Below are 17,572 nucleotides of genomic sequence, written 5' to 3' on the forward strand. Positions count from 1 at the left end.
GCATTATTGGGGTTTTGTGCTGTGGGATTACCCGCGGTTGCAGCGGTGTGGGTTTGGGCGCGTATCGATCTTGGCGCAGGTTAATTGAACTGAATGAAAAAGACACAGTTAATCTACGATGTGGCAATAGGAATGGAAAGGGTGAAGGGTACTTCCATATAAAGAAAAATCACTTCGGTGAATGGCAGCAAGCCGCATCAATCGAGGGGATCGGTTGGACAGAAGTTGCAGACATGGCGATAACAAAGGCTTTGACAGCTGATGAGATGTGGAAAGAAGACACAAAAAACGACACGACTTGTTATTCAAGTCAAATTTATCTCGTCGATAAGAGAAAGGGGACTATCCATTCAACCCGCAATCCGTCTATTTTTGTGTCCAATGGGAATAATACTATTGTGACTGCTTTTACGGTACTGCGCTCGTCAAGTTTTTGAGACAGCTTGATTGATTTTTCTTCTTACGCGGCTGCTAATCCATACTGCTGCTGATATGCGGTCAAAGCACTAGCCGGTGAGAGCCCCTGGTTATTGCTATGCGGGCGGCGCCGGTTGTGACCTGCCCCTCGATGTACTCCATCACCGCGGTTCGGGCCGACAGGTGATTGTTAAAGTCGTAGTGGTGATACATTTCGGTCTTCAAATGTGAGAAAAAATTCTCCGCGACTTCCGTTATCCCAACATACCCCGGTCAATCCCATGGATTGGGTGATCTTGTTGCCGGCGCACCATGTCTGGAACTGCTCGGAGGTGTATTGCGATCCTCTATCGGAGTGAAAAATTGCGCCTTCAGGATGAAGACGCCCATGATTACGTGCCATGGCCAGCGCGTTGATCACCAACGGTGTGCGCATAGTGGAATCCATAGACCACCCCACCACCATCCGCGTAGCCAAATCGATCACGGTAGCCACATACAGCCACCCGGAACCCGTCTTTAAGTACGTAATGTCACCAACGAGCCTGGTCCCAGGCACGGTAGCGGTAAAGTCTCGTTTCCCTTGGCTATCGAGCATATGATTTTTAATATGCTCGGTCCGGGCAGAAGGGTCACTGACCGTGGTGTTCTTCCAGGCCCGCATTCGTCTGGCACGCACTGCTAATTCGTTCATAATTGATCCCACAGTCCCAGTAGAAACTTTGACACCACGCTGGTTGAGCAACGTGGTCAGCTGATCCCTGCCAGCCATCTGGTTGCTTTTTTCAAACTCCTGGGCAACCTCAGCCCTGAGTTCTAAATGCCTTATGGCTGTCGGAGTCAGACCCGCAGGCTTGGCCCACCGGTAATACGACGCTCTGGACATGCCCAACTTTGTGCACATCCATGTAATGGGAAACGACGCCTTCTCTTGCTCGATGAACGCTGAGAGATCCTCTACAGGTGCTTCGGCTTCCAAAGAAGGCGCTGGCTTTTCCCAAAAACTCGTTTTCCCGTTTCAACGCGGCGTTCTCAGCCTGCAGGGCCTTGTATTTCGCCCATTCGACTGGGTCTGGTTCATCCACACCGGCGTCTGGATGCTCGGCCCTCCAGGTTCTTACCCACGCGCTCAGTGTTCCTTCTTTGATACCCAACTCGGTGGCCACTTCCTTGACCGAGCGCCCTGAGGAGACGACGAGTTGCACAGCTCCTGCTTTGAATTCTTCGGTGAAGATGACGTGCGATTCGACATGGAACTAATTCTCCTAGACCCTGTCTCAAATCACCATACGGGCGCACGACCAACACGAATCTGACAAGCCACACTTTAGCACTAAAACGTCATAACGTTATAGTGCTAAAACTTTTTGACGTCAAAAAATCATCACGTTTTAACGCTATAAGTTTTTTCATTAAATTACCTGATCACAGCGATCATAAGTGTTTTTAAAGAAGACTGGAATAGTTCCTCTACAAGGAGATAGATCCCTGACAGGTGAGTCTTTTACATAATGTGGTCGCACGTCAGAAATACAACGGTTTCCTGCGGTTTCATGCTCTTTAAGCCATTGAGAAAAGTGGGAAATGCCGTAAGAAATAGAGCGGTGCCCTAAGGCTGAATAACTCTAGGGCACTTAATAAGGTGCTGTTGCAAAGTTGAGTCTTGGGCCGGGGAAACCCCACCAGCGCCGCTCCATTGTTGAAGCGTTTGTCGATACCAATTCCGCCTCCAAGACTGAGGAAAGCACTATGTTCAATGTCCGCATGACCACCAGTGTGCATAGACGGTTGAAACTACAGGCATTTAAAGAACATCGCACGATGAAAGAAATCGTAGAGCAATCAGTAGTCAGATACCTTAACGAGTGCGAAGATTGATTTACAAATACACAAATATATGTGTATTTGTAAATCAAGAGAGAAATTCTTGTTAGTCCTAAACTGGCTAGATTAGTTGCATACAGGTTGAAGGATCACGTGGTGGAGTTCCGGACGGGACTTACGTCTGGAAGTAAGAAATAGCCCGGACGCGCTACGGATGATGACGAAGGAGCCCTATCCGTGTCGAGACTGACGGAACTGCTGCGGCAGGTGCGCAAGGCGGACGCGCAACTTGGTACTGACCTGGAAGCCGAGGTCGCTGCGCTGACCAAGCGTCGCACCTTCGGGCTCGTCTTTGAGCAGCATCAGCCTGAGGCTGTCGAGCTGCCCGGCAGGGTCGTCCGTCGCGGCGACAAGGTGCGGGTGCTGCCTCCGCGAGGGGGGACAAAGGCAGGTGACCAACGGCTGTGGCGGACAACTCGGATCGAGTGCGTCGACGGGCAGCGTGTGGCTCATCTCGCGGAGCTCGACGTCGAAGAACCCGAGACTCGGGCAGTGCTTGCCGACGACGTGGTGGTCGTCGCGGAGTTCCGGGATCGCATCTACCCCGGCCTGGTGGAGACAGGCAGGGTTGAGCGGGGCGGCGACAAGCCGTTCCACACGGTCGTCAACGCTGAGAACTACCACGCGCTGGAGATGCTGACCTATACGCACCGGCATTCCATCGACGCCATCTACATCGACCCGCCGTACAACACCGGGGCGAGGGACTGGAAGTACGACAACGATTACGTCGCGAGTGATGACGACTATCGACACTCGAAATGGCTGGCGTTCATGGAGCGACGGTTGAAGATCTGTCGGGAGCTCATGCGTAGCGATGCTACTCTTGTGGCAACTATCGATGAGCATGAAGTAAACCGTTTGGGCGTGTTGCTAGATCAGCTCTTCCCGGAATCTACGCGGCAACTCGTCACAATTGTCAACAACCCTAAAGGCGTTACTCAGGGATATCTTTCGAGGGTCGAAGAGTATGCGTTCTTTGTATTTGGTCCTGACGCGCGAATCGGTTCGGTCGATGACGACCTTCTGACGCATCGAGACATGGCCGATGCTGAAGGGGAACTGCAGAGGCCTCGATGGAAGGGGCTCTTGCGGTCGGGCGACGACTCGCTTCGAGCTGACCGTAAAGATATGTTCTATCCGGTGTGGTTCGATGAGTCGACTGGGCGACTCAGCCACGCGGGCGAAGCATTGCCACTTGACGAAACTCCTGACTTCAGTCCGCAGGATGGCCTGACGCCGATCTGGCCTATTAGGCGGGACATGAAGGAGGGGCCTACCCGGGCAGCGCCACGCCGTTCGATCCTTGACTACGCGCTACACCCTCATCTGTGAAGAGCCACCAAACCTGGGACGGTTCAAGCGGCGCTAGGCGAGTCTGATTGCTGCGTCGATCTATGGGGTGAGGGCAGTGGCCGACATCGCGGTCCGAACTATCGCGGTCCGAACCTACCGGAGTCCGAAAGTACCGCGGTCCGAAACTATCTGATGCGCATCTTGTACAATGAGGATGCGCGTATGCACATGCATACGCACACGCACACTCCTTGGACGCCGTAGCGAGCTTCCGGGCAGACGGTCGCAGACGTCGTCCCCCTGGCTCGTTTCCCCGCCCATCAAAAAATGAACGACCGCGGACTAGCTCGGATCAAGGCGACATCCCCTCAGCATCATGACGCGCTTGTGATGCAACTGAATATAGGAAGCTTAGAGATGACGCAACCAGGACAGACCACCACGACTTCGCACGAAGCGATCGATGCGTTCAAGAGAATCGTCGGCGACGAACATGTACTGACCTCTGAGCGTGCCACGATGCCATTCAGCAAAGGCTATCGATTCGGCGGAGGACCAGTCTTCGCCGTGGTGCGCCCCGGCACGCTGGTCGAGATGTGGCGGGCGCTGCAGGTATCCGTCGACAACAACCTCATCGTCATCCCGCAGGCATCGAACACGGGCCTGACTGGTGGATCCGGCCCCGGCTTCCAAGACTACGATCGCCCCATTGTGATCATCTCGACTCACCGCATCGATGAGGTGCACCTCATCAACGACGCGCGCGAGGCGATCTCGCTCGCGGGCACCCCGCTGACACACCTGACCGACGCGCTCGCCAAGCACCAGCGCGAGCCGCACTCGGTGATCGGGTCGACATCAATCGGCGCCTCGGTCATCGGCGGCATCGCGAACAACTCGGGCGGCAGCCAGATTCGCAAGGGTCCGGCATTCACGCGCGAAGCGATCTTCGCCCGCGTCAACGACGACGGCAAGGTCGAGCTGGTCAATCACCTGGGCATCTCGCTCGGAGACGACCCTGAGGTCGCACTCGACCGTCTACAGCGCGGCGAGTGGTCTCCCGAGGATGTCACCCCAGCTCCCGAAGACTCGAACGAGACCGAGTACGCCGAGCACTTGCGCAAGATCGTGCCTTCGCCTGCTCGCTATAATGCGAACCCCGAGTACCTGTTCGAGGCTTCCGGCTCGGCCGGCAAGCTGATGGTGTTCGCGGTGCGCACCCGCACCTTCCCTCGCGAAGTGCACCCGACCGTGTTTTACATCGGCACGAACAACACGCACGAGCTCGAAGAGATCCGTCGGTTGTTCCTCGAAGCCGACATGCCGCTGCCTATCTCTGGTGAGTACATGGGCCGCAGTGCCTTCGACTTGGCCGAGAAGTACGGCAAAGACACCTTCGTCTTCCTGAAGTTCATGAGTCCAGCGCTGCAGACGCGCATGTTCTCGTTCAAGACGTGGGCCAACGGCTTGTTCTCGAAGATTCCCGGCATTGGTCCGACCTTCGCCGACACGGTATCGCAAGCCATGTTCAGCGTGCTGCCCAACCAGCTGCCCAAGCGCATGATGGAGTACCGCAACCGTTTCGAGCATCACCTGCTGCTCACCGTCAGCGAGTCGCAGAAGGCCGCGAGCGAGAAGATGCTCAAGGAGTTCTTCGCAGAGCCCGAGCACACTGGTGAGTTCTTCATCTGCACGTCTGATGAAGAAAAGAGCGCGTCGCTCAACCGGTTCGGCGCGGCCAGTGCCGCCACTCGCTACGCCGCGTTGAAGCGCCGGCACATCGCAGGGCTCATCCCCATCGATGTGGCCCTGCGTCGCGACGATTGGAACTGGCTCGAGGTGCTGCCGGAGGAGATCGACGACCAGCTTGAGGTCAAGGCGTATTACGGGCACTTCTTCTGCCATGTGATGCACCAGGACTATGTCGCCAAGCAGGGCGTGGATCCCGAGGCGCTGCACGACCGCATCCAGCACCTGCTGGAGGAGCGCGGCGCGAAGCTGCCCGCCGAGCACAACTACGGTCGCATCTACAAGCTGCCGGAGTCCATGGAAGAGCACTTCAAGGAGCTCGATCCGACGAATACGTTCAACGCCGGTATCGGCGGCACGTCGCCGCACAAGGACTGGGCCTAAGTCCCCAAGGTAGCGCGACGCCGTGAGAGCCTGAGCGATGTCTTATCCATCTCGGGTGGACCTAGGGCTCGACTCCCTAGGTCCACCGGGACGGATGAGTCGAGACATCGGTCAGAGGCTGGGCAGGCCATAGAATCGCGTGGCGGCGAGGGCCGCGCCCGGTCCGAGAACGGGTCATCGCCTCACGCCGTCAGCTGACCCGCGACGGCCGGCACACCGGCGAAATCCTCGCCACCGGCCACATCGACGAGCCCGGAGGCTATTGCTGAAACACATTGCCTGAACATATTGGTGGAGCTGAAGGTGTGTAGGTTCAGGACATCGTTCATAGGTGAGTCTGGACATCGTTCATAGTGGTCCGTGACGATGAGGGATGTCTAAAGCGGCTCTTCACAGATGAGGGTGTAGTTGAGGTCTGAATCCGCCGGACTCGAGCAGGGATCTGACGATGTAGTTGGTCAGGTTGCAGAAGCCCAGGGCCGAGCCGCGCAGGTGCTCCAGGCGTCCGTTGATCGCCTCTGTGGGGCCATTGCTGGTGCCAGGCCGCTCGAAGTAGGCCAGCACGTCGGTGGCGCGAGCCTTCAGGGTCCGACCGAGCTTGCGCAACTCGTCCAGCCCGGCGGGGACGTCTTGGCTGACGGCGTCGATGAGCGCCTCCATCGCCGCGCGGCCGAGGGATCGGTCCTTCTCGCGGTAGGCCGCGATCATCCGCTGGTAGATCCCCCAGGTTGCGCTCGTCAAGTTTTTGAGACAGCTTGATTGATTTTTCTTCTTACGCGGCTGCTAATCCATACTGCTGCTGATATGCGGTCAAAGCACTAGCCGGTGAGAGCCCCTGGTTATTGCTATGCGGGCGGCGCCGGTTGTGACCTGCCCCTCGATGTACTCCATCACCGCGGTTCGGGCCGACAGGTGATTCTCAAAATCATAGTGGTGATACATTTCGGTCTTCAAATGTGAGAAAAAATTCTCCGCGACTTCCGTTATCCCAACACACCCCGGTCAATCCCATGGATTGGGTGATCTTGTTGCCGGCGCACCATGTCTGGAACTGCTCGCAGGTGTATTGCGATCCTCTATCGGAGTGAAAAATTGCGCCTTCAGGATGAAGACGCCCATGATTACGTGCCATGGCCAGCGCGTTGATCACCAACGGTGTGCGCATAGTGGAATCCATAGACCACCCCACCACCATCCGCGTAGCCAAATCGATCACGGTAGCCACATACAGCCACCCGGAACCCGTCTTTAAGTACGTAATGTCACCAACGAGCCTGGTCCCAGGCACGGTAGCGGTAAAGTCTCGTTTCCCTTGGCTATCGAGCATATGATTTTTAATATGCTCGGTCCGGGCAGAAGGGTCACTGACCGTGGTGTTCTTCCAGGCCCGCATTCGTCTGGCACGCACTGCTAATTCGTTCATAATTGATCCCACAGTCCCAGTAGAAACTTTGACACCACGCTGGTTGAGCAACGTGGTCAGCTGATCCCTGCCAGCCATCTGGTTGCTTTTTTCAAACTCCTGGGCAACCTCAGCCCTGAGTTCTAAATGCCTTATGGCTGTCGGAGTCAGACCCGCAGGCTTGGCCCACCGGTAATACGACGCTCTGGACATGCCCAACTTTGTGCACATCCATGTAATGGGAAACGACGCCTTCTCTTGCTCGATGAACGCTGAGAGATCCTCTACAGGTGCTTCGGCTTCCAAAGAAGGCGCTGGCTTTTCCCAAAAACTCGTTTTCCCGTTTCAACGCGGCGTTCTCAGCCTGCAGGGCCTTGTATTTCGCCCATTCGACTGGGTCTGGTTCATCCACACCGGCGTCTGGATGCTCGGCCCTCCAGGTTCTTACCCACGCGCTCAGTGTTCCTTCTTTGATACCCAACTCGGTGGCCACTTCCTTGACCGAGCGCCCTGAGGAGACGACGAGTTGCACAGCTCCTGCTTTGAATTCTTCGGTGAAGATGACGTGCGATTCGACATGGAACTAATTCTCCTAGACCCTGTCTCAAATCACCATACGGGCGCACACCTAGATGTAAGAGTGTTAAATAATTTGGAATTGTTTTGAGAAGAGACTTTTGGTCCTTTTTGGAGGGGATATGAACGGGCAGCATCGGCGGACGATACGATTCTTCGCAGATTGGGGCGCAAATACTCCATTATGGGAAAATGGCACGGAGAATTATTTAATGTCTCCAGAAGATTATGGTCTATCTGAATCACTATCCAAGCGTGTGTACGACTGGGCCGATCATTGGAAGACACACTGTCATTGGGAGCGTGGCTGGGATTCTCCTTCTTCAAAGGAAGAGTCAAAAATTAAAGGGGATGCCATAGTAAGGGATCTTCGAGCAGAGGTTGCTACTTTTGCTGATGTGATTGATGAAAGATAAAAGTAGTCTGTGTCTCGATTCATGCACGTAGCTATTTGTGGCCTTCATGTCGCTTTTTGAGTGATTGACAGCTCATTTAATGGTGGAAGCACCCCGTATAGTCCCTTGTACCTGAGTGAAAAATTAACCCTCTATAAGCCCTTTAAGGGCTTATAGAGGGTTAATTACGTGAGAATTATTGTTTATTCTGTGACCTGAGTTGGCTCACGGTGGTGTGATTGATTTAACACTTGACACGTAGGCCTGCGGGTTTACGTTTCTGGATAGGTAAATTTCCGCGACTCAAGGGGGTGGTGGTCGGGGTGGATCAGTAGGGTGATCTTTTATGAGCCCCTATATCCGCACTGTGACCACTGCTTCTGGCGCGACAGCGGTGCAAATAATCCTGAGCGAATACTCAGGCAAAAGGACGATGCAGCATATTGGTTCAGCCCATGATGAACACGAACTTGAACTGTCCCAGGTTTTGTTCCGTCTGAGTAGATGGGAAAATCTAGTACATGCCAAAGAAGTTTGACCAGGAAGCCAAGGACCGTGTGGTCCGCCTGGTAGAGGATCGTATCTTGGCCGAGAACCTTTCGATGCAACAAGCGTGCCAAGCAGTCGCACCAAAACTGGGCGTCTCGTGGCACACGGCCAGGCAATGGACGCAGCAGGCTCGCCGTGATGGTCTCACTCACCAACACCAGCCAGAAGACTTAGTCGCTGAAGTTGCCAAGCTGCGCCGTGAGAATCAAGAGCTGCGAGACACCAACGAATTGCTCAAGGCTGCATCGGCTTTTTTCGCATCGGAACTCGACCCAAAACGTCGGAAATGATCCAGTTCATTGACAAACACCGCGATCGTTTCTCAATCGAGTTCATGTGCGTAGGACGTTGAACACCCACCGTGCGGGCGGCTTTATCACCTCCCGCGGCTATCGCCAGTCCAAGGCTCGCGGGCTAAGCTCACGTCGTCTGCGCGATATTGCTTTGGTAGAACACATCCGCGAGATCCACGCTGAAAATTACGGTGTTTATGGAGTACGAAAGATGTGGCACACTCTTGCTCGCCAGGGGATTGATATTGGTCGTGAGCAAACCGCTCGTTTGATGCGACTGGCTGGCGTAGCAGGTAAGCCCAAAGGCCGAGCGCCGATAACGACCCGTAAACCCAAAGGCCCGGATAATCGTCCTGACATGGTCAATCGCGACTTTACCGCGCACAGGCCGAATCAGTTGTGGGTTGGGCGATATTACCTATGTGCGAACCCGAAAAGGCTTTGTGTACACCGCTTTCGTCACGGATGTGTTTTCTCGCCGCATTGTTGGCTGGGCCTTGTCCGATTCGATTCGCACTGAGGCTTTGCCTTTGCAGGCACTGAATCAAGCGATTGTGTGCGCTGAGGAAACGGCTGGACTGATTCACCATTCAGACCACGGATCGCAATACGTCAGCATTGTCTATAACGAGCGTCTTGCTGAGCATAAAATCGTTGCATCCACAGGAACGGTGGGTGATTCCTATGACAATGCTCTAGCGGAAAACGTCAACGGCTCGTACAAAAACGAGCTTATCCATAACAGGACGTGGGATGACGTTGTCGACGTGGAAATAGCGACATTCGAATGGGTTACTTGGTGGAATGAGACCAGAATCCATCAAGGGTTGGGCTACCGCACGCCAGATGAAGTTGAATCAGAATTTTGCCAGAGCAACCCGGGCCAAGAAATAATAGAAATCAAGGCAAACGCCTAGGAACAAAACCCGGGGCACTTCAACTCGCTCTCCTAAAAGCACAGGCCCAACGCATCATTGACGGTGACCAAATGTCACTAGATTTAGGTCTTAGTGATGTCAAAACCCCTGCAGGAACCGGCTCTGCCGACAAGCCCCTACCGATTAGTGCTCAGCGTGCAGGCTATTTACTGGACTGCATCGATACCTGCTACCAGCGCCTAGGTTTAGATACTGCAACCGGTAAAGATGAGGTATTTTTAGATCTGGTTCGAGCACGGATCATCCAGCCAGGCTCCAAATTTGATTCAATTGAAACCCTCGCTGAAGTCGGTATCACAAGCGCCTCGTACGCCACGATTAAACGCCGACTCCCGGACTACGCTACTGATTCCTTTCGTCAACTGTTATCGCAGTCACTTGCAGCACACGCAGGTATTGGGGCTGGAAGCTTCATTCTTTACGATGTGACCACGTTGTATTTTGAAACAGATACCCCAGACGAGCTACGTAAATCTGGGTTTTCGAAAGAACGTCGATTAGAACCACAAATCCTGGTCGGTCTTCTGACAGACGCAACAGGGTTTCCACTGCATATCGGGGCTTTTGAAGGAAATAAGGCAGAAACCCACACGATGCTGCCGATGATTAAACAGTTCCAACAGGCTTACCAGCTAGATCGCGTCACAGTTGTTGCTGATGCAGGAATGCTTTTCAGCGGACAATAAAAAGGCGATTATTGAAGCTGGTTTGGACTACATCTTGTCAACAAAAGTCCCATCCATCCCAGAGGTCATTGCCCGATGGCAAACTGATAACCCAGATGATGATTACACCCACGGTCAGATATGGTCCCAGCCATCGTATACCGATGGCAGGAAAAGGAAGTCCGGCAAACCTGATTCAGTGACACATTTCCATTACTCCCACGACAGGGCACGGCGCACACGTCGCGGTATTGACGAACAAGTCGCGAAAGCCCAACGTGCTGTTGACGGGGCGGTGGCTATTAAACGCAATCGGTATATCGACTTAAAAGCACCGGACAAAAAGGTCAACTTGGCATTAGCTGCTAAACATCGTGCTTTAGTGATCCGCGCTTTTGTTGGGTACCTGTATTCCCGCATCCGGTACCGGGAACTTCACAGTCCCCGGACCGGTCGAATTACCCCCGACTAACGACGCAACCGTTGACGACCACGCGAGGCTAGAAGCGTGCGTTCACTGTGTGGTAATAATCTTTGGTACTAGATCGGTTCGGGAATCACGATGCAATATGGAATCTGAGTGCCGGTATTGCTTCTACCCCGAATGTTCAAATGGAATCTAAACCGGCAGGGACTTGGTGTTCTGTGCGTTACGTTTACACAGCTTAACCGAAGAAATATTGTTCACCAGAGTTTTAGAACAGGTTGATTTGCGCTAAGCAGTGCATAATTAATCGCATGACTCGACTTTTTGGAACTGATGGCGTCCGCGGACTAGCCAATGAAGTACTCACCGCACCTTTGGCTTTGAAACTCGGTGCAGCAGCAGCTCACGTACTCACTGCAGAAAAGCGCGTAGATGGGCGTCGCCCGGTTGCGATCGTTGGTCGAGATCCTCGAGTTTCTGGAGAGATGCTCGCAGCAGCACTTTCAGCAGGTATGGCCAGCCAAGGCGTTGATGTTATTCGCGTTGGCGTTCTCCCAACTCCAGCTGTTGCATTCCTTACCGATGATTATGGTGCGGATATGGGCGTGATGATTTCTGCGTCGCACAACCCAATGCCCGACAACGGCATCAAGTTCTTTTCTGCAGGTGGACACAAACTCCCTGATGATATCGAAGATGAAATTGAGCGCGTCATGGACAGCTTGCCTGCTGAGGGGCCAACGGGGCACGGAATTGGTCGTGTGATCGAGGAAGCGCCAGATGCTCAAGATCGCTATCTAGACCACCTTAAAGATGCGGTCCCAACGTCTCTTGAAGGCATCAAAGTGGTTGTAGATGCTGCTAACGGAGCAGCCAGTGTCGTGGCTCCTAAGGCTTATGAAGCAGCAGGGGCAACTGTAATTGCTATTCATAACAAGCCAGACTCCTACAACATCAACATGGACTGCGGTTCAACCCATATCGATCAGGTGCAGGCGGCAGTTCTGAAGCACGGAGCTGATCTTGGTTTGGCACATGACGGCGATGCTGACCGATGCTTAGCGGTAGACAAAGACGGTAACATTGTTGATGGTGACCAGATCATGGCCATCCTGGCAATCGCTATGAAGGAAAATGGTGAGCTGCGCAAGAACACCCTGGTAGCTACCGTAATGAGTAACCTTGGCTTACAGATTGCTATGAATGAAGCCGGAATCACCATGCGTGCTACAAAGGTCGGCGACCGTTATGTGCTGGAAGATCTAAAAGCAGGCGGATTCAGCCTCGGTGGCGAGCAATCCGGTCACATTGTGCTTCCTGACTATGGCACCACCGGTGATGGCACCCTGACCGGACTGTCACTGATGGCTCGTATGGCTGAAACCGGAAAGCCACTTGGTGAACTCGCACAGGCTATGAAGGTGTTGCCACAGGTGCTTATCAACGTTCCTGTTTCTGATAAGACTGCAATTGTGGCCAACCCACAGGTAGTGGCAGCAATTGCGGAAGCAGAAGCAGAACTGGGCGATCGTGGTCGTGTGCTATTGCGTGCCTCTGGTACCGAAGAGCTCTTCCGCGTCATGGTTGAAGCTGGTGAGCAGGAACAAGCTCGTCGTATCGCTGGACGTCTTGCAGCTGTAGTTGCTGAGGTCTAAAAGGTTTTCTTAAAAACCCGGGAACCCATAGCCCCTCTGAGCAGTCCAACATAAATGTAGGAGCATTTTATGTTGGATAACTCAGGGGGGATTTTTTATGGATGATATGGAATTAGAGGTTGATGCTGCACTTGAGGCCTTGCGCAACCTCATGGGGGAGACAGCACAACAACACACCACGCATCGCGCAACATCACCTCAGATGGAACCAACCGCTACCGGACGCGGCTTTGCCGCGCAAGGTCGTAACTTAAGTGAAATGCTTAACGCCCTGCATCTGGGCGTCGAAAAGCGCCTTAATGCTCTTGCCCTGAGCTCGGAAGCAGCTGTTGTACAGGTGCAGGAATATGCCGGAAGTGACAAGAATTTTGCGGCCGGTTTAGAGGGGATTGACCGGGGATGAATGAGATTATTGAAGGCTATAAAAAGGCTGTTGAATTATTAAGTTCAGCTAGTCGGGGGCTTTATGGGCAGCCAGCGGTTCCAATTGGAATTTTGCGCGAGGCTCATGGCACCATCGAAGGTTTGGATACTGCTGCTATTAGAACTGCTGGTAGTCGTGCCGGGGGTGGGACTGAAACCGGCGGAGTGCAGGGCTGGGTCGCGGAAATTTTGAAATATGTGGGTGGTATCGCCGGCGGAATTGTGGTTACCGAGCTTTTTGAAAGAGCCACCGATTGGTTTAGCAACCGTGATGAAGCTGAGGAAGTGGGGGAGGCCTCGGGAAAAGCTGCTGATGCTATTGATACGGCAGTTGATGAATCTGATCAGGGAATGAAAGAGATCATTGCGCAGCTCATCGGTGTTATTGAGCAATTAACCGCAACCTTGGGTGCGATTGATCCAGCTGAACATCCACAGGCTTTTTCAGAATGTGTGGCCGCTGGTTCTGGCCTTATTGATCAAGCAGGTGAGATGATTTGTGGTTTGTGCGCCGACCGAGATGAAGCGATTTCGCAATGCTTAAATGCTTTAAGTGATCATGCAAAAAAGGTATGTGAAACTCCAATTGCACCCCTTAAAGATGCCGTATCGGGCTCGGGGGTTGCTACTGCAGCAGCTAGTGCTGGCGGCATTGTTAGTGCTGATGCTTCTGCTGCTTCTTCGAGTTCCTCAAGCTCTGGAGGAGAGACAAACACGGAGGATAAAACAACTCCAGCCAGTGTAGATAAAACTACCGAAACTCAAACCGCAGACGAATGCGAAGAAACAAAAAAGTGTGAAACCGAACCTGCGAAAAAACCAGTAGAAAAGCCTGAGACTCCAAGCGCAGCGGATTCTGACTCGAAGGTTAAAAATGCGGAAAAAGATACTGCGGTAGCCGAAGACTGTGCTCCGGAATCTGCTTCTGAAAAGCCGAGCGCTGAAGATGATTGTGATGAGGCGCCGGCAAATGAGCAAAAAGAGGCACCAGCTGTGGAAGCAGTTTGTGATGAAGCGGAACCCTGTGATGAAGAGCCTCCAGCTCCGGTGGAAGATGATAAAGAAAATCCCGAGCCTGTAGCGGAGAACCCTTCAAATAATGGCGTGAAAACTGTCCTGGGGGTTATCGGAATTGGCGCGCTGGTATTAGGCGTCGGGGCGATCGTGAGTTTTATTGAACAGGCTATTGCAGTGCCCGCGGAGCTTCCGTTGCCTCCGGCAGAAACTCCTCCGGCAGCGCCTGAACCTGCAGCACCGCCAAAAATGACTGAGGCGGAGTTAGCAGCGGTGCCTGAACCTGCTCCGAAACCTATTCCCACCGCGAGTGCTGCAGCAGCACCAGCTGCCGTTGCACCGGTAATAAATCCGCCTTCAGCACCAGCGCCAACTCCAACACCTGTGCAATTTAATGCTGCGCCGGTGGACACTCCGTTGATTGGGGCGGCTGCCGGAGCGGTGCCCAATGTGAATGTGCGTAAGTCTGGAGGCTGGTGACTTTATGGAATACGCAGAATTTATCCGGCTTTTTAGACAGCGGGCAGCGAACAGAATGGAGGAATTTGAACAGGCTTTGGCGGCTGCCCAACAACAAGCGACGCAATCATTAGACACTGTGGAGAAATCTAAAAAACCGGCTGTACCTCTGGAAAGAAAGGTACAGCCGGTGAAAAGATCAACCCGTGGCCGGGGACCTGTACAGTCCATTTTGCGAAACGTCTAAAGCGTCACAAAACGTCGAGAACTGGGAGCCTCGAGAACTAAATCCTAGGAAGCGATTTCTTGGTTCTTTTCATTAAGGAAGGCAAAGGGGGAGTTGTCTTTAGGGAAAGCATGTTCTTGAAGTTCCTGACCAAAGTAGGACTTAACCTTCTTGGCCTCCGCGGTGGGATCGGAAAAAGCCTTGTATTTCTTTTCCTCGGCCAAGGTGTGCAGCAAGAAACCGGTGATCAAGCCACGAACCGTTTCTTGGGCGCCAGTTTGAGGACGGCCAATTCCAGCGAACAATTGGAAGAGGGCATCTTCAGAAAAGCCTTGTTGAGTGCCCTTTTCCATCTCGCGGTAAGCCACGTGTCCAGCCCAGTTGGCAGCGAGCTTGCTGGCCTCAGGTGTTTCAAAAAGACTGAGCTGGGCAGAGCCAATAACCAGGCCTGGAGCTTTAACACTAAATGCTGCATCAAGTGCAGAAGGGGAGGTCTTAGCGGGGTAGATAGCACCAACTGCATGGACGATATCGCGGTTAGCGGCAGCCAAAACCGCTGCACCTGCGCCCATGCCATGTCCAATAACACCCAAGCGGGCTGGATTAACGGTGACATTTCCAGAACCCAGCTTCACGCCACCCAGAATTTGCATGGCGGAGTCTAGATCAGAGGCAAAACCTTTATGGTCTGGCATAAATCCAGTTTCGGTATCTGGAGCTGCAACGGCGATTCCCCAGCTAGCCAGGTGTCGCAAAGTTTGGTGATAATGCTTAATTGGTTTGAGCCAATCATGGCCAAAAGCTACACCTGGAATGCCATTTCCTTCGGCGGGGGTGTAGATCTTGCCAGGTAGACCTGCATAATTGAGATCGCCCACGAGGACGCGATAAGGACCGCGCTTGGACAATTTGGATAGATGTTTATTCAGATTCTCAGCCACGCTGTCCAGAATAGTGGAAAGCACCTGAGAGTTCGTGAACCTGGCACTAACTAAGCACTAACTCGGCTAAATTCCTAGGGAGTCAATAGCTATTGGCAAAGAACAAAGTGGCACAATTGGAAAACATGAATCTCTTGACCAAACGCATTGATTTGGATGCGATCGCCCATAACACTCGGCTGCTCAAAAATCTGGCAGGTCCCGCGAAGCTCATGGCCGTGGTCAAGGCAAATGCTTATAACCATGGCGTGGAGCGCGTGGCTCCGGTCATTGCGCAAAATGGCGCTGATGCTTTTGGCGTGGCAACCCTCGCGGAGGCGCTGCAGCTGCGCGAAATCGGTATTAAGCAGGAAGTCCTGTGCTGGATTTGGTCGCCTGAGCAGGACTATACCGCTGCAATTGCGCAGAATATTGATTTGGCAGTGGTTTCTCCTCAGCATGCGCAGGCACTGATTAACACTGATGCTAAGCACATTAGGGTGAGTGTAAAGATCGATACTGGTTTGCACCGATCTGGTGTTGATGAGCAGGACTGGCATGAGGTTTTTAGCCAGCTGCACGCTGCCCCTCATATCGAGGTCACAGGCCTTTTCACGCACCTTTCCTGCGCCGATGAGCCGGAAAATCCAGAAACTGATGCCCAAAATGACGCTTTTCGACGCGCCCTCGCCGTAGCCCACAGCGTGGGCCTTGAGGTACCGGTTAACCACATGTGCAACTCGCCGGCAGCGCTCACCCGCCCGGATCTACATTTCCAGATGATCCGTCCGGGTCTGGCTCTTTATGGACTGGAGCCTATTGAAGGGTTGGATCATGGATTACGCCCAGCCATGAGCTGGGTGGGGCAGGTGACCGTCGTAAAGCCTATTGAGGCCGGTCAGGGCACCTCCTATGGCCTTACCTGGAGGGCTGAGGACTCCGGTTTTGTGGCGGTTGTCCCAGCAGGTTATGCCGATGGCATGCCACGTTCGGCGCAGGAGAAGTTTGCTGTGACCATTAATGGCGTGGATTATCCGCAGGTGGGTCGTGTGTGTATGGACCAATTTGTCGTTTACTTGGGTGAAAATCCCCAAGGTGTGCAAGCTGGTGATAGTGCCGTTATTTTTGGCGCAGCGGGCCAAAGCGCTACTGAATTAGCTGACAATATTGGCACCATTAACTATGAAGTTGTGTGCCGTCCCACTGGTCGCACCGTGGCCACCTATGTGTCTGAAGGAGAAATTGATGAAGCCTGATTTTCCTACTTCCGGAACCCGTCGCTTTGAGGAAGCCGCTGATACCCAAGCTTTTGGCGAGGAGGTTGGTCGTGCTCTAGAGGCTGGCGATGTGGTGATTTTGGATGGGCCACTGGGCGCTGGAAAAACTACCTTTACCCAAGGTCTGGCGCGTGGTCTGCAGGTGAAGGGGCGCGTGACCTCGCCAACCTTCGTCATTGCCCGTGAACACCGTTCTGAAGTTGGTGGCCCAGACCTTATCCATATGGATGCCTACCGCTTATTGGGCGAAGATGATGAGAGCGCAGATCCCATCGGAGCGTTGGATTCTTTGGATCTAGACACTGATTTGGATTCGGGTGTTGTGGTTGCTGAATGGGGTGGGGGACTAGTGGAGCAAATTTCTGAGTCCTACCTGTTTATCTCCATTGACCGCGAAACTGCCGTTGCCGAGGATCCAGATTCCGAAGCACGAATTTTTAACTGGGAGTGGCGCAGCGGTCAGATTGTGTGATTCTGTCCGTATCTGTTGTTTTACTTCTGAAACTGCGGGATCATAGGAAGTAGTGAAAAGTACTTTCTAGCCCCCGAGTGAACCTGCTAGATGTTTTAGAAAAAATGGGATCACAAGTTGGGCCAGATTGACCTAAATCAAGGAATGTGAT

General features: G+C 53.3%; 11 protein-coding genes and 5 pseudogenes. 12 read left to right on the forward strand and 4 right to left on the reverse strand.

Annotated elements, in window-relative coordinates:
• Window positions 1-460: 460 nt before the first annotated feature.
• Window positions 461-1,652 (reverse strand): annotated as a pseudogene (locus H924_RS13815) (IS3 family transposase).
• An 826-nt stretch (window positions 1,653-2,478) separates the two neighbouring features.
• Here H924_RS13815 and H924_RS02785 point away from each other — a divergent pair.
• Window positions 2,479-3,636, forward strand: a complete 1,158-nt coding sequence (locus tag H924_RS02785; protein ID WP_011013961.1) for a DNA methyltransferase — start codon at window positions 2,479-2,481, stop codon at window positions 3,634-3,636.
• A 378-nt stretch (window positions 3,637-4,014) separates the two neighbouring features.
• On the forward strand, window positions 4,015-5,730 hold the full coding sequence (gene dld / locus H924_RS02790; RefSeq protein WP_013161533.1) for a D-lactate dehydrogenase: 1,716 nt from the start codon (window positions 4,015-4,017) through the stop codon (window positions 5,728-5,730).
• Window positions 5,731-6,120: 390 nt separating this feature from the next.
• Here the strand turns inward: dld and H924_RS02795 are convergent.
• Window positions 6,121-6,474: pseudogene (locus H924_RS02795) on the reverse strand (transposase); the annotation flags it as partial.
• A gap of 28 nt (window positions 6,475-6,502) precedes the next feature.
• A pseudogene (locus H924_RS13820) lies at window positions 6,503-7,694 on the reverse strand (IS3 family transposase).
• A 136-nt stretch (window positions 7,695-7,830) separates the two neighbouring features.
• Between H924_RS13820 and H924_RS02810 the strand changes: the two are divergent.
• The 8 genes and pseudogenes from H924_RS02810 to H924_RS02845 all read left to right on the forward strand — a co-directional run bounded on the left by H924_RS02810 (window position 7,831) and on the right by H924_RS02845 (window position 14,547).
• Window positions 7,831-8,124: a hypothetical protein gene (locus H924_RS02810; RefSeq protein ID WP_029703956.1), complete on the forward strand. Its 294-nt coding sequence runs from the start codon at window positions 7,831-7,833 to the stop codon at window positions 8,122-8,124.
• A 454-nt stretch (window positions 8,125-8,578) separates the two neighbouring features.
• Window positions 8,579-8,942 (forward strand): annotated as a pseudogene (locus H924_RS14715) (transposase).
• A gap of 46 nt (window positions 8,943-8,988) precedes the next feature.
• The gene (locus H924_RS14720) at window positions 8,989-9,465 is read left to right on the forward strand and encodes an IS3 family transposase (protein ID WP_015650012.1); all 477 of its coding nucleotides are present in this window, start codon (window positions 8,989-8,991) and stop codon (window positions 9,463-9,465) included.
• Window positions 9,389-9,862 carry an IS3 family transposase gene (locus tag H924_RS14725; RefSeq protein WP_015650447.1) on the forward strand — a complete coding sequence of 158 codons (474 nt, stop codon included), beginning with the start codon at window positions 9,389-9,391 and terminating at the stop codon, window positions 9,860-9,862. The genes H924_RS14720 and H924_RS14725 overlap by 77 nt, the downstream gene beginning before the upstream one ends.
• Window positions 9,802-10,930: pseudogene (locus tag H924_RS14835) on the forward strand (IS1634 family transposase); the annotation flags it as partial. The gene H924_RS14725 and the pseudogene H924_RS14835, both read left to right, overlap by 61 nt.
• Before the next feature lie 356 nt (window positions 10,931-11,286).
• Entirely contained in the window at window positions 11,287-12,630 is a 1,344-nt protein-coding gene (gene glmM, locus H924_RS02835) for a phosphoglucosamine mutase (protein WP_015650448.1), read from the forward strand.
• Between the two features lie 97 nt (window positions 12,631-12,727).
• Window positions 12,728-13,033 (forward strand): hypothetical protein, encoded by a 306-nt coding sequence (locus H924_RS02840; RefSeq protein ID WP_015650449.1) that lies wholly within the window; start codon window positions 12,728-12,730, stop codon window positions 13,031-13,033.
• Window positions 13,030-14,547, forward strand: coding sequence for a hypothetical protein (locus tag H924_RS02845; RefSeq protein ID WP_015650450.1), 1,518 nt, complete (start codon window positions 13,030-13,032; stop codon window positions 14,545-14,547). Before H924_RS02840 ends, H924_RS02845 begins: the two co-directional genes overlap by 4 nt.
• A gap of 270 nt (window positions 14,548-14,817) precedes the next feature.
• On the opposite strand, the gene H924_RS02855 is transcribed toward H924_RS02845, so the two are convergent.
• Window positions 14,818-15,693: a poly(ethylene terephthalate) hydrolase family protein gene (locus H924_RS02855; RefSeq protein WP_029703542.1), complete on the reverse strand. Its 876-nt coding sequence runs from the start codon at window positions 15,691-15,693 to the stop codon at window positions 14,818-14,820.
• A 125-nt stretch (window positions 15,694-15,818) separates the two neighbouring features.
• Between H924_RS02855 and alr the strand changes: the two genes are divergently transcribed.
• Together alr and tsaE are read left to right on the forward strand one after the other, a co-directional pair.
• The gene (gene alr / locus H924_RS02860) at window positions 15,819-16,928 is read left to right on the forward strand and encodes an alanine racemase (RefSeq protein ID WP_029703541.1); all 1,110 of its coding nucleotides are present in this window, start codon (window positions 15,819-15,821) and stop codon (window positions 16,926-16,928) included.
• Window positions 16,918-17,421 (forward strand): tRNA (adenosine(37)-N6)-threonylcarbamoyltransferase complex ATPase subunit type 1 TsaE, encoded by a 504-nt coding sequence (tsaE, locus tag H924_RS02865; RefSeq protein ID WP_015650454.1) that lies wholly within the window; start codon window positions 16,918-16,920, stop codon window positions 17,419-17,421. Before alr ends, tsaE begins: the two co-directional genes overlap by 11 nt.
• Window positions 17,422-17,572 lie beyond the last annotated feature (151 nt).

The organism is Corynebacterium callunae DSM 20147, from assembly GCF_000344785.1.
Taxonomy (GTDB): Bacteria; Actinomycetota; Actinomycetes; order Mycobacteriales; family Mycobacteriaceae; genus Corynebacterium; species Corynebacterium callunae.

Coding starts and splice junctions, on each gene's coding strand:
- H924_RS02840 (WP_015650449.1), top strand. CDS start 12,728: ATGGATGATATGGAATTAGAGGTTGATGCTGCACTTGAGGCCTTGCGC.
- alr (WP_029703541.1), top strand. CDS start 15,819: ATGAATCTCTTGACCAAACGCATTGATTTGGATGCGATCGCCCATAAC.
- dld (WP_013161533.1), top strand. CDS start 4,015: ATGACGCAACCAGGACAGACCACCACGACTTCGCACGAAGCGATCGAT.
- H924_RS02810 (WP_029703956.1), top strand. CDS start 7,831: ATGAACGGGCAGCATCGGCGGACGATACGATTCTTCGCAGATTGGGGC.
- glmM (WP_015650448.1), top strand. CDS start 11,287: ATGACTCGACTTTTTGGAACTGATGGCGTCCGCGGACTAGCCAATGAA.
- H924_RS02845 (WP_015650450.1), top strand. CDS start 13,030: ATGAATGAGATTATTGAAGGCTATAAAAAGGCTGTTGAATTATTAAGT.
- tsaE (WP_015650454.1), top strand. CDS start 16,918: ATGAAGCCTGATTTTCCTACTTCCGGAACCCGTCGCTTTGAGGAAGCC.